Raw genomic sequence first — 12,951 nt, 5'->3', positions numbered from 1 at the left:
ATTAGCGAATTAATTAGCAACTTGTTGAAGTTGCTTTAATTGCTTTGCTAATCTAGATATCTTTCTAGCAGCATTATTCTTATGAATAGTATTTTTTGTAGCTGCTTTATTGATTTTCTTTTCAGCGTAACGGAACTTCTCAGTAGCTAATTGAACATCACCAGCTTCAACTGCTTCGTTAAATCTTCTGATAGCAGTTTTCATCATAGATCTTCTAATTTTGTTTTGCTCCGTCTTTTTAGCGATAACTTTGATTCTTTTCTTAGCAGACTTGATATTAGCCAATATTTTCACCCCCTCGTTTGCTGTTTAACACGTGTAATTTTATCATGATTGCAATTAAATTGCAAGAAAAATAATCATATATTATAAGTCTACACTTTACGTCCTTTAGTAGCCAATGATTCCATTGTATTATAGGAATCCAAATGCAAAGGATTTATTGGGATTTCTATAGCTCATATTATACCTAGATTATTCATACAGAGTTTGAAAATATACGAGTAGTTTTGATTTCTAAGGCATTTATCAGATTTGAAAGCATACCTAGACGGTACATCAAGAATTTGATGAATGACTTAGAAACAAAAGGACGAAGTAGAGTTTTAAATTTTCTATGAATAATCTGGGTCATAATATATTTTATTTCCAAAACACCTATAAAATATTCTTTTATGAATAGACTTAAGGCTTTAAAGAGAAAATAATATTGACTAAAAAACTGCATATAGAATATTGGAGGTGTAGTATGTTTCAAGTAAGGACGGATTTAGCGGTCGAAGCTAGAGAGTTGTATAAGGAAGAAAAACAGCAAGAAATTTCGGGGGTTGAAGTGGAAAAGGATGAAGTGGAGGATGGTATTGAAATAACAAGGGTAAAGATCACAGATGATCAAGGAAGTCAGTTGATGGGGAGACCTGTAGGTAGTTATATAACAGTTGAAGCTAGAGGGCTTAAAAGTGCAGATGCAGATATCAAGGATAGCGTAAGTAAAGTTATGGCGAAGGAATTAGTTCATTTATTACCTAAGAAGAAAAATTTCAGCACCTTTGTTGTTGGGTTAGGTAATTGGGATGTTACTCCTGATGCCCTAGGCCCTCAGGTTGTATCAAAGATACTTGTAACAAGGCATCTATTCAAAATGTACAAAAAAACAGAAGATCCATCTATGGCATCGGTTAGTGCTATTACCCCAGGTGTTATGGGAACAACTGGCATTGAAACTAGTGACATTATTAAGGGAATTGTAGAAAAATCAAATCCTGACCTCGTTATAGCTATAGATGCCCTAGCATCAAGAAAAATGGAAAGAGTAAGTACAACTATACAGATTTCTACTACTGGAATAAGTCCTGGCTCAGGGGTAGGAAATCAAAGAAAACAATTAAATCAAGAAACCCTAGGAGTGCCAGTTATAGCTATTGGAGTTCCAACGGTAGTTGATGCAGCAACTATGACCAATGACACAATCGGTATGGTTGTAAAGGCTTTGAAAAGCCATTCCCAGAAAGGATCGGAATTCTTTAAACTGCTAGACGATATGAAAGAAGATGAAAAGTATGCATTGATCAAAGAAGTATTAGAACCCTATGGTGCCAATGTTATAGTAACAACTAAGGAGATAGATAAAATTATTACGGATATATCTCAGATTATTGCCAATGGCATAAATATAGCCCTACATCCTGGAGTTGATCTGAAGGATGTAAATAGATATCTTCAGTAGATATTTGAGTAAAAATCCCGCTAAAAGCCAAGGACTCTATGATATTAAGCACTTAAATCAAGGATGATATTCCCGTATTAGGCTTAGCAAAGTAAGAGCTATGCAATTTCCTCATCCAAAAATAACTTTAAATTCAATCATATAAGCCTTTACATAAACATATAATTAATTGTGAATAACTAGTCCAAATTATTATTTTGGATGATAGATAGGGCATATAAAAAATAAACAAGTCTGGTTGCGAAGTGCTTCTGATTATTTTCTAGTCACCCAGTCACGTCCATACCCACTGTATCTAAGTAACCGAGTATGGGGAAAAGAATCAAAAGTTCAAGTAAGATGACTAGTTTATTTTTTGAATATGCCTAACGTAAAGAAAAAGTAAGTGAGGGGGAATCAAATGAAAAAAAATAATAGGGATTACAATATGGTTAGTTTTTTGTTAGTGCTAATTACTTTTATGATGATATCCTTATCCATAAATATATTTTTTATTAATAATACTGTAATCCTTGCTACAGCCGAAGCCAGATTCAATAAAGCTAGTACTAAAGTAAAACAAGGTAATGACAATTTGTTTATTCATATTATTAATAAATCTATGTCCATGCTTGAGATTAACTATAAAGAAAATGGCGGAAAGGATACGAATATACTCATTAAAGATTTTTTAGCTAAGGCTATAGATTTTGACTACAAAAAACCTGAATCCTTAATAAAAGCACAGATTCCTATGATCAAAAATGTTGAAGGGGATATAGATGTCCATGTTAGTGTCGATGAGAATGAAGACTACGATACCCATGATATATATGATGCTGAGGAAATTCTTAATAATCCAAATACAACCATAAATAATAATGAAAAACAATTAAGTCAAGATAATAATCTTTATGAAGGAGATATTCAAGTAATAAGTCTTGATGAAAAAAATAATGATGAAGAAAATAATAATAAAAAACAAGAAGACTTAAATGGCAATATTGAGATAGTCAGTACCCCTGTACCTGCACCAAAAAAAATAGAGCATCAAATGGATAAACCATTGATATTTATATATCACACCCATGCTACAGAGTCATATAAGCCTGAAACAGTGGGGAATTACCATTCTTTGAATAGGAAATATACTGTTAGAGCCATAGGAGAGCTAATGAAGGGTTATCTTGAAAATAGTGGATTTAAGGTCATTCAAGATGATACTGTACATGATCATCCTTCCTATGAGGGATCCTATAGTAGATCCTTACAGACCTTAAATAAAAATCTTAAGGCGAATCCAAGCTTAAAGGTTATCTTCGATATACATAGGGATGGAATAAACAATATAGATGGATTAGATAAAAGGGATTATGAGGCTATTAGAAAAGAAAGCTGTGTTGAAATAAATGGAGAAAAGGCTGCAAGATTTTCTATTGTTATTGGGGGCGGAAATGATAATGTAGAGGAGTTAAAGCAGTTCGCTTATTATATAAAAGCTATTAGTGATGAAATGTATCCTGGGTTTGCAACAAAAATAATTATAAAAGAATCAAAGGCTTTTAAATATAAATTAAATCAATACAAATCAGATTACTATGCTTTGTTTGAGATAGGTAGTAATGCAAATACTATAGAGGAAGCACAGCGTTCAGCTAAGTATTTGAGTCAAGTAGTTAATCAAGCACTAAGAAAGTTTGTTATAAAAACTAACTGATATAAAGTAGAGAAAAATTCTACTTGCCGGTTGCCAGTTTAGGGTTACCGGCTTTTTTTATTTTCAACGGATTTTTACTTTTATGGAATAAAAAAAATTCATATGTCAAAAATACTAATGGTGAGGAATATGAATAGAGTACAACAGAAAAAAATTATAAAAGAAAACAGAAAAAAAAGAGTAGGTAGGGTTTTCATAGGCCTGTTATCTTTTTTCTTTTTGATTGCCTTGTTATACATAGGATTGGAAATCGTAGATGAGACTAATCGTTCCATGATGTCTATGGGTGATTCATCATTCCTAAGCTATAGTAGACTTGATGAAAAAAACCTAGAAGTTGTTTTCTGTGGGGATAGATACCTAGTTAATGTAGAGAAAGTGGACAAGTTAGCTGCAAATATAAAAGAAAAAACCCAGTATGGAATAACGAGTATCAAGAGATTTGCTGATGAAAAGGGGAAGTTGGTCGTGGAATTAGTAGAGGGTGTTTTTAACTCTAAGCCGAGGTAATACTCGGCTTTAGGCTTTGACAAAAGCCCAATTTCTTCGCCTAAACCAAAATCTCCGTTGCTCACTTGCAGCCAAAGCAAGCTCCGCTACTCGATTTTAGCGTGCCTTGAAATTGAACTTTTGTCAAAGCCTACCATCTTGTAGACTTTGTCTACAATCTGAAGCCGAGGTAATACTCGGCTTAAATACTTTGTTCTGTACTACAATATTTTATTATGTTATAATTTATAAAGATTATTACTGTTTATAAAGGGAGGAAATAGTATTCATGTCGGAGAATCGCCAAAGCAAGATACGAAATTTTTGTATTATCGCTCATATAGATCATGGTAAGTCAACCTTGGCCGATAGATTAATTGAAAAGACTGGTCTTCTTACAGAGAGAGAGATGAAGGATCAGATTTTAGATACAATGGATTTAGAAAGAGAAAGAGGAATAACCATTAAGCTTCAGGCTACAAGACTAGTATACAATAAGGATGGAGAAGAATATATATTAAATCTAATTGATACTCCAGGTCACGTTGATTTCACCTATGAAGTATCCCGTAGTCTGGCTGCTTGTGAAGGAGCGGTCTTAGTTGTAGATGCTACTCAAGGGGTGGAGGCACAAACCTTAGCTAATGTATATTTAGCTGTTAATCAAGACCTAGAAATTGTTCCTGTCATAAATAAAATTGATTTACCTAGCTCAAGACCTGATGAAGTAAAAAAAGAAATTGAAGATGTTATTGGAATAGAAGCTGACTATGCTCCACTGATATCAGCAAAGGAAGGCCTAAATATCGGGGAAGTTTTAGATGCTATAGTAAAGTACGTTCCCCATCCAGAAGGAGATGAACAGGCTTCTTTGCAGGCTCTTATTTTTGATTCCTATTATGATAGCTATAAAGGTGCAGTTGCTTATGTAAGAATCAAACAAGGGTCTGTTAAGCGTGGAGATAAAATAATGATGATGTCTTCCAGAAAAAAATTTGAGGTCAATGAAGTGGGGGTATTTTCTCCAGGACCAAGGTCTGTAGATATTTTAAAAGCCGGTGATGTTGGATATATTACTGCAAGTATTAAGGATGTAAAAAACTGCAGAGTTGGAGACACTATAACCGATGCAAGTAATCCCTGTAAGGAGCCCTTAGCTGGTTATAAAAAGGCTACACCTATGGTTTACTGTGGTATTTATCCAGCTGAAGGAGAAAAATATGACAATATTAGGGATGCTTTAGAAAAATTACAATTGAATGATGCGGCCCTTGAATTTGAACCAGAAACTTCCGTGGCTTTAGGATTTGGCTTTAGATGTGGATTCTTAGGATTGCTTCATATGGAAATAATACAGCAAAGATTAGATAGAGAATTTGATCTGGATATCATTACTACATCCCCAGGGGTTATATATAAAGTAACAAAGACTGATGGTGAGGTTTTGATGATTCAAAATCCAACTAATTTACCTGATCAAAGTGAGATCATTCATATGGAAGAACCTATTGTGGATGCAAAAATAATGGCCCCTAACGAATTTGTAGGAAATGTTATGGAGCTTTGTCAGGATAGAAGAGGTACTATGCTTCATATGGAATACATTGATGATAGAAGGCTTATTTTAAGCTATGAACTTCCCCTTAATGAAGTAATATATGATTTCTTCGATGCTCTTAAATCTAAAACTAGGGGATACGGTTCCTTGGATTATGAATTTAAGAAGTATGTTAAATCTGACCTAGTGAAAATGGATATATTATTGAATAAAGAAACTATAGATGCATTTTCCCTTATAGTTCATGAAAGTAAAGCATATTCAAGGGGTAGGATTATCTGTGAGAGATTGAGGGAAGTAATTCCAAGGCATATGTTTGCTATACCGATTCAAGCATCCATAGGTAATAAGGTGATTGCTCGTGAAACAATAAAGGCATTGAGAAAAGATGTATTGGCTAAATGTTATGGTGGAGATATATCACGTAAGAGAAAGCTATTAGAAAAGCAAAAAGAAGGTAAAAAGAAAATGAGACAGCTGGGTAGTGTAGAAGTTCCACAGGAAGCCTTTTTATCTGTATTAAAATACGATGAAAATAAATAAACTATAGTCACCTAATATTAGGTGACTAAATTTATTCCATCTAAAATTAATTTTAACAATTAAAGACCTTGTTTTACCTAAAAGTATGACCTAAAGACTTGAACTTGGAACTTGTAACTTGTAGCTATTACGGAGGAGATACGTATGAAAGAGATAGGATTATATTTGCATATACCATTTTGTATTAAAAAGTGCAGGTATTGTGATTTTGTTTCCTATAATAAAAATCGTGTCATGATAGATGCCTATATTGATGCTTTAATTAAAGAAATGGATATGTACGGAAATAGGTTAGAAGAATACAAAGTGAAATCAATTTTTATAGGAGGGGGCACGCCCTCTATACTTGATATAAGAAAATTTGATGAGATTATAAAAGGTCTTCATAGGAATTTCAATATATCCAGGGATATAGAGTTTACAACAGAATCTAATCCAGGAACATTAACTAAAGAAAAATTAGAGTTCTATAATAGTGTAGGGATAAATAGGTTGAGCATGGGGCTTCAAAGCCTCAATAATGATATTTTAAAGTTTATTGGAAGGATTCATACTAAAGAAGAATTTATGGAAAACTATTATTCCGCAAGAAATGCTGGGTTTAAAAATATGAATATAGATTTGATATATGGATTGCCAGGTCAGAGCTTAAAGGATTGGGAGGCTACTCTTAAGGGTGTAATGCAACTAAAACCTGAGCATATATCTGCATATTCCTTAAAAATAGAAGAAGGAACGGCATTCAACAAATTATATGAGGAAGGAAAGCTCAGTTTACCTAGTGACGAAGAGGATAGGGAGATGTATCATTTAGCCATTAACCTTTTAAGTAAAAAAGGTATTGAGCAATATGAGATTTCAAATTTTTCAAGGGTCGGATATGAATGCAGACATAATTTAATTTATTGGAACAATGAGGAATACTTGGGCATGGGAGTATCCGCCCATTCATATAAAAATAGAAATAGGTGTTCTAATACCAACGATATAAAAGAATATATTGACTATATTAGTAAGCACAAACTACCTATAGTAAATGAGGAGCTTAAAAACAAAAAAGACGAGATTGCTGAGACTATTTTTTTGGGACTTCGTTTAAATAAAGGACTAGATATGAGTAGTTTTTTTACTAGATTTGGAATGTCGATATTTGAGCTGTATGGAGAAAAAATTGATAAACTTGTAAGTCAAGGACTTTTAATTATTGAAAACAATCATATAAAGTTAACAAGCTATGGTATGGATATTTCAAATCAAGTTTTTGTTGAGTTTCTTTAAAAAAAATTATAAAAGCTTATTGACAAAAACCAAATTAAGTGTTAATTTAAAATCAAGAAAGTTTAGCACTCGCTTCATGAGAGTGCTAACAATGGAGAGTGGTAATATGACATTAGTTGAAAGAAAACTAAAAATATTACAGGCAATAATTAATGATTTTATTTCCACAGCTCAGCCAGTTGGATCTAGGACCATAGCTAAAAAATACGACCTAGGTATTAGTTCGGCCACAATAAGAAATGAAATGTCTGACCTAGAAGATTTGGGATATTTACTTTCACCCCATACTTCTGCTGGTAGAATCCCATCGGATTTGGCCTATAGACTTTATGTGGACAGCTTGATGAGAAAATATGAACTGGAAAATAGACAAAAGAAAATTATTAAAGAATTATTATTGAATCAAATAGTAGAAATTGATGATGTAATAAAAAATACATCAAAAATATTATCGCAGATTACCAATTTGACCTCCATGAGTTTATCTCCTCAGTTTAAAAGTAGTAAGCTTAAAAATATAAAATTGGTTCAGGTAGATAGTGATAAAGTTTTATTAATACTGGTTTCTAGTACAGGAATAATAAAGAATTCTATATTAAGAATTAATGGGATTTCTCAAAATATTTTAAATACAGTATCAAACATACTACAGGATAAATTAAGTGGAAAGACAATATCCGACGTAGATGACGAAATAACAGAAAAAATCAAAAGCGAATTAATAGATTATAGTGCCGCTATTGATGAAATAATACCTAAATTACATGACTGTCTTATGGATATGGATGAAAGTGAGATTTATCTGGATGGAATAACTAACATATTTAATTTGCCGGAGTATACTGATATAAATAAGGCTAAGAAGTTTTTATCCGCTATCGAGAAAAAGGATTTAATGTATGAGCTATTAAGAAATGATACATGTGATGATATAGGTATTAGGATAGGTAATGAAAACGAAATAGATGAGATGAAGGATTGTAGTATCATAACTGCGACCTATAGGTTAAATGGAAAAACTATTGGCAAGGTTGGAGTAATTGGCCCTACAAGGATGGATTATTCAAGAGTTGTTGCAGTTTTGAAATACTTAACAAATATACTATCTAAAAATATTGATGATATTTTACCTTAAACCTTCTATACTTGCAAAGGCCATAGTTTAGCCTTTTGTGAAAGGATAAAATAATGAAAAACAATGAAAATGAATTTGAAAAGACTGAACTCAGATTATCGGCTCTAAATAATAATATAAATGCCATAAATTCTGTAGTATCTACGGTTTCAGGAACTCTTGGACCAAGGGGAATGGATTGCATGGTTGTAGATGACTATGGGAATGCTATAATTACTAATGATGGAGTAACCATACTAAGTGAGATAAGTACGTCTCATCCCGCAGCTAGATTGTTGATCAATACTGTTATGTGTCAGGAAAAAGAAGTTGGAGATGGGACTACAACATTGACTGTTTTAGCTGGGGCACTTCTTAGTTCGGCCTTAGAAAAAGCTGAAATGGGTGTCCCGATACATAAGATAGTTGAAGGGATAAAAAAGGGTATTAAAAAAGCCATCGACATAATTGAAATGGAGAAAATAACCATAACTAAGGAAAATTCTAATCTATTAAAGAAAGTAGCCTATATATCAGCTAGAGAAGATGAAGAAATTTCAAACTTAATTTATAAATCTGCTGAGGGTATTGGATACGAGGAGTTGAAAAATAGTAGCTTTAAGCTTTCTGATTGTATTGAAGCTATGGAAGGTACAGAAAGTGAAGTGCTTAGTGGTGTTGTTTTAGACAAAAAGCTACTAAATTATTTTGATGATTTGACCATAAATGGTGCTAAGATTATGGTATTGGATGATTGTTTAGATATAGATGAAGATAAAAAGGAGCTTTTATCAACTGAAGCTGGACTAAATAATTATCTGCAAAATGTAGAGTTTATGAAAGCCTGGGCAGAGAAAATCGCTCAGATGAAGGTAAATCTACTTATATGTAATAGAGGAATTAATCCTATGGCAATGCAAATACTTTCGGATGGGAATGTTTTTGTTGCTGATAGGGTTTTATATAGTCAATTGCAAAAGGCAGCCAAACATTGCGGTTGTAAAATAATTAAGAAATCAGCACTCTATAAGAGTATTGATGACTTAAACAGTTATTGTGGTATGGCAGATAAAGTAGTTTATGATGCACAAAAAGAACAAGTATTAATCCAAGATGGACATGGCAAGGCATACTCTACTATAATAATATCTGCTGCTACTGGGGAGATAACTAGAGAAAGGGAAAGAATAGCTAAGGATGCTGCTGCGTCCCTTCAATTTGCAATCAAACATGGGGTTGTTCCAGGAGGTGGGGCTCTAGAGATTTATATTTCTAATATATTAAAAAAATACAGAGAAGACTTAACTGGCATGGAGAAATATGGATTTGATTGTGTTATACATGCATTAAGGAAGCCTTTTCTTCAAATGGTTGATAATAGTGGATTTAATTCTTTAGAGATCTTTGAGAAAGTTATAGCTGCTATAAAATTAGAAAAAAAGAAATTTGTATCCATAGATTTTGACAATGGGGATATTGATGAAGTGTTAAATGAGGAAATACTTGATCCAGCCTATGTAAAGACAAGTGTATTGGAAAAAGCTGGAGAGGTAGCTGAAGCTATACTTAGAATAAATCTAATATTAAAAGGAAAAAAACTAAGCTAAACTAAGATTGAGTAAGGTGGGTGATTTTATGAAAAATACAGTAGATGAAAAGGAACTCCATTCAAAGGATAGTGGTGATGAAGAGGCAATAAATCAAGATGTGGATAGTAACCTAGATGCAGTAAAAGAAGAAATTACAGATCAAGCAAATGAAGCTGGTGGGATTGAAGCTGTGAAAAATCAATTAGCAGAATGTAATAATAAATTTATGAGGCTATCTGCAGATTTTCAGAACTATAAAAGAAGAATAGAAAAGGAAAAAGGTGATATATATAAATTTGGAAGTGAGAAAATAGTAGTAGATATTCTACCTATCATCGATAACTTTGAAAGGGCGATAGGATCAGCCCAAAATAATGGTGAGGAATCAGATGGGCTTCTTAGTGGGATTGAAATGATATTGAAACAAATTCTAGATGTGTTAGAAAAACATGGTATAGAAGAAATAGATGCTCTTGACAAGGAGTTTGACCCTAATCTTCATCATGCAGTAATGCAGGAAGAATGTGATGGTAAGGAATCTGATATTGTTATTGATGTATTGCAAAAGGGATACATATTAAATTCAAAGGTTATAAGACCAAGTATGGTAAAAGTATCCAAATAGTATTTTGAAAAGGATTTATCAATAAATCAATGTGTTTATTACTTGCTTTAAAGATGAACAACTTTAGGTTTAAATAAATTATAAAGACAAAGCTTAAGGGCTTTCAATTCAGATTTAGTGTTGTTTATCTATATATAGCAATTAAAATCTAAATAATATAAATATACTTTTGTTAAGGAGGAAAAAACATGGGAAAGGTTATTGGAATTGACTTAGGTACTACAAACTCATGTGTTTCAGTTTTAGAAGGAGGAGAAGCTGTAGTTATACCTAATGCAGAAGGAAATAGGACTACACCATCTATCGTTGCATTTGCAAAAAATGGTGAAAGATTGGTAGGTGAGACTGCTAAGAGACAGGCTATAACAAATCCTGAGAGAACGATTATATCAATTAAAAGACATATGGGAACAGACCATAAGACAAAAATAGATGATAAAGAATATAGCCCTCAGGAAATATCAGCAATGATACTTATGAAGCTAAAGGCTGATGCAGAAAGCTATCTTGGAGAAACTGTTACAGATGCAGTTATAACAGTACCTGCATATTTTACTGATAGCCAAAGACAGGCCACTAAGGATGCTGGGAAAATATCGGGTTTAAATGTTAGAAGAATTATAAATGAGCCTACAGCTGCTTCCTTATCCTATGGTACCGATAAAGAAGATGAAAATCAAAAGATATTAGTATTTGACTTAGGTGGAGGTACCTTTGATGTATCTATCCTAGAACTTGGAGATGGAGTATTTGAGGTTTTAGCTACTAATGGAAACAATCATCTAGGTGGAGATGATTTTGATAAGGTTGTAATAGACTATTTAGCTGAAGAATTTAAAAAGGAGCATGGGATAGATCTTCGTAGTGATAATATGTCATTACAAAGATTAAAGGATGCTGCTGAAAAAGCTAAGAAAGAATTATCAACTGTTCAAACTACTAATGTAAACTTACCGTTTATTACTGCTTCAGCAGCAGGACCACTTCATTTAAATATTGATTTAACAAGGGCTAAGTTTGAGCAATTATCTGCACATTTAGTTGAATCTACATTGGAACCAACTAGAAAGGCATTAAAGGATGCAGATTTATCTCCTGGAGAAATTGATAGAATTATATTAGTTGGAGGTTCTACAAGAATACCTGCTGTACAAAAAGCAATCAAGACTATACTAAATAAAGATCCGTTTAAAGGTGTAAATCCCGATGAATGTGTTGCTGTAGGTGCTGCAATCCAAGCTGGAGTTTTAACTGGTGAAGTAAAAGACCTACTATTGCTAGATGTTACACCTCTTTCATTAGGTATTGAAACCTTGGGGGGAGTATTTACAAAGCTTATTGAGAGAAATACAACAATACCTACTAAAAAGAGCCAAGTATTTTCAACAGCAGCTGATAATCAAACAGCCGTTGATATACATGTACTTCAGGGTGAAAGGCAAATGGCTAATGATAATTCAACTCTTGGTAGATTTCAGCTTACAGGAATTCCACCAGCACCAAGGGGAATTCCTCAAGTAGAAGTTGGTTTTGATATAGATGCAAATGGTATAGTACATGTATCGGCAAAGGATTTAGGAACTGGTAAGGAACAAAACATTACTATTACAGCATCAACTAACCTATCCGATGAAGAAATTGATAAGAAGGTTAAAGAAGCTGAAAAGTTTGCAGAAGAAGATAAGAAGAAAAAAGAAGGAATTGAGTCTAGAAATAAAGCTGATTCATTAGTATATGAAACAGAAAAGGCTGTAAAGGAGCATGGTGACAAGATTTCTGCTGATGAGAAAGCTAAGATAGAAGAAAAGCAGCAAGCTCTAAAGAAAGCCCTAGAGGGAGATAATACAGAAGAAATTGATAAAGCTGCTGAAGAGCTTACAAATGCTTTCCATGGCTTAGCACAACAGATGTATCAAGCAGCTCAACCACAGGATGGGGCACAAGCAGGAGAACAACCTGGAAACCCTGGAGATCAAGACAAGGATGATAATGTTGTAGATGCAGACTATGAAGTTGTGGATGATGAAGATAAGTAAAGGTTAAGTAAACTGATAAAGATAAATAATGCTTAAGGCACCCAAGAGGGTGCCTCAGATTGTTGACAAAGTCAACAAGATGACAGGCTGTGATAAAAGTTCAAGTTCAAGGCGCGCTAAAATTGAGGAACGGAGCTTGCTTCACAGCAAGTGAGTACCGGAGATTTTAGTAGCAACGTAGAAATTGAGCTTTTTTCATCAACCTGAGGCACCCAAGAGGGTGCCTTAAGATTGATATGTTGTACTAATATCAATCTTTAATGTATAATAGATTTAATGTTATAGATAATCAAATTA

At 33.3% G+C, this 12,951-nt stretch carries 10 protein-coding genes; 9 read left to right on the top strand and 1 reads right to left on the bottom strand.

Translation table 11 applies throughout. The features are described from left to right. Nucleotides 1-9: 9 nt before the first annotated feature. Nucleotides 10-285 carry a 30S ribosomal protein S20 gene (rpsT, locus tag N4A68_15945; protein MCT4565789.1) on the bottom strand — a complete coding sequence of 92 codons (276 nt, stop codon included), beginning with the start codon at nt 283-285 and terminating at the stop codon, nt 10-12. 463 nt (nt 286-748) lie between these two features. Here rpsT and gpr point away from each other — a divergent pair, with 463 nt between their 5' ends. From gpr to dnaK, 9 genes are all read left to right on the top strand, one after another. After that, on the top strand, nt 749-1,726 hold the full coding sequence (gene gpr / locus N4A68_15940) for a GPR endopeptidase (protein MCT4565788.1): 978 nt from the start codon (nt 749-751) through the stop codon (nt 1,724-1,726). Between the two features lie 400 nt (nt 1,727-2,126). Then, complete coding sequence (locus N4A68_15935) at nt 2,127-3,422, top strand: stage II sporulation protein P (GenBank protein MCT4565787.1); 1,296 nt, start codon at nt 2,127-2,129, stop codon at nt 3,420-3,422. 129 nt (nt 3,423-3,551) lie between these two features. Continuing rightward, the gene (locus tag N4A68_15930) at nt 3,552-3,932 is read left to right on the top strand and encodes a hypothetical protein (GenBank protein ID MCT4565786.1); all 381 of its coding nucleotides are present in this window, start codon (nt 3,552-3,554) and stop codon (nt 3,930-3,932) included. 268 nt (nt 3,933-4,200) lie between these two features. Then, nucleotides 4,201-6,012: a translation elongation factor 4 gene (lepA, locus tag N4A68_15925; protein MCT4565785.1), complete on the top strand. Its 1,812-nt coding sequence runs from the start codon at nt 4,201-4,203 to the stop codon at nt 6,010-6,012. A gap of 144 nt (nt 6,013-6,156) precedes the next feature. Further along, nucleotides 6,157-7,290 (top strand): radical SAM family heme chaperone HemW, encoded by a 1,134-nt coding sequence (gene hemW / locus N4A68_15920; protein ID MCT4565784.1) that lies wholly within the window; start codon nt 6,157-6,159, stop codon nt 7,288-7,290. Between the two features lie 106 nt (nt 7,291-7,396). Continuing rightward, on the top strand, nt 7,397-8,425 hold the full coding sequence (gene hrcA / locus N4A68_15915) for a heat-inducible transcriptional repressor HrcA (protein ID MCT4565783.1): 1,029 nt from the start codon (nt 7,397-7,399) through the stop codon (nt 8,423-8,425). 53 nt (nt 8,426-8,478) lie between these two features. Continuing rightward, on the top strand, nt 8,479-10,011 hold the full coding sequence (locus N4A68_15910) for a TCP-1/cpn60 chaperonin family protein (GenBank protein ID MCT4565782.1): 1,533 nt from the start codon (nt 8,479-8,481) through the stop codon (nt 10,009-10,011). A 28-nt stretch (nt 10,012-10,039) separates the two neighbouring features. Next, nucleotides 10,040-10,618, top strand: coding sequence for a nucleotide exchange factor GrpE (grpE, locus tag N4A68_15905; GenBank protein ID MCT4565781.1), 579 nt, complete (start codon nt 10,040-10,042; stop codon nt 10,616-10,618). 188 nt (nt 10,619-10,806) lie between these two features. Beyond that, complete coding sequence (gene dnaK / locus N4A68_15900; protein MCT4565780.1) at nt 10,807-12,654, top strand: molecular chaperone DnaK; 1,848 nt, start codon at nt 10,807-10,809, stop codon at nt 12,652-12,654. Nucleotides 12,655-12,951: the final 297 nt, after the last annotated feature.

Source organism: Maledivibacter sp., assembly GCA_025210375.1.
GTDB lineage: Bacteria > Bacillota > Clostridia > Peptostreptococcales > Caminicellaceae > JAOASB01.
Note: the sequence above shows the minus strand (reverse complement) of the source record. Positions and strands in the feature narration are given on the sequence as shown.

Excerpts from the sequence above, each read along its gene's own strand:
- dnaK (MCT4565780.1), top strand. The coding sequence starts at position 10,807 with ATGGGAAAGGTTATTGGAATTGACTTAGGTACTACAAACTCATGTGTT.
- hemW (MCT4565784.1), top strand. The coding sequence starts at position 6,157 with ATGAAAGAGATAGGATTATATTTGCATATACCATTTTGTATTAAAAAG.
- gpr (MCT4565788.1), top strand. The coding sequence starts at position 749 with ATGTTTCAAGTAAGGACGGATTTAGCGGTCGAAGCTAGAGAGTTGTAT.
- N4A68_15935 (MCT4565787.1), top strand. The coding sequence starts at position 2,127 with ATGAAAAAAAATAATAGGGATTACAATATGGTTAGTTTTTTGTTAGTG.
- N4A68_15930 (MCT4565786.1), top strand. The coding sequence starts at position 3,552 with ATGAATAGAGTACAACAGAAAAAAATTATAAAAGAAAACAGAAAAAAA.
- N4A68_15910 (MCT4565782.1), top strand. The coding sequence starts at position 8,479 with ATGAAAAACAATGAAAATGAATTTGAAAAGACTGAACTCAGATTATCG.
- grpE (MCT4565781.1), top strand. The coding sequence starts at position 10,040 with ATGAAAAATACAGTAGATGAAAAGGAACTCCATTCAAAGGATAGTGGT.
- lepA (MCT4565785.1), top strand. The coding sequence starts at position 4,201 with ATGTCGGAGAATCGCCAAAGCAAGATACGAAATTTTTGTATTATCGCT.
- hrcA (MCT4565783.1), top strand. The coding sequence starts at position 7,397 with ATGACATTAGTTGAAAGAAAACTAAAAATATTACAGGCAATAATTAAT.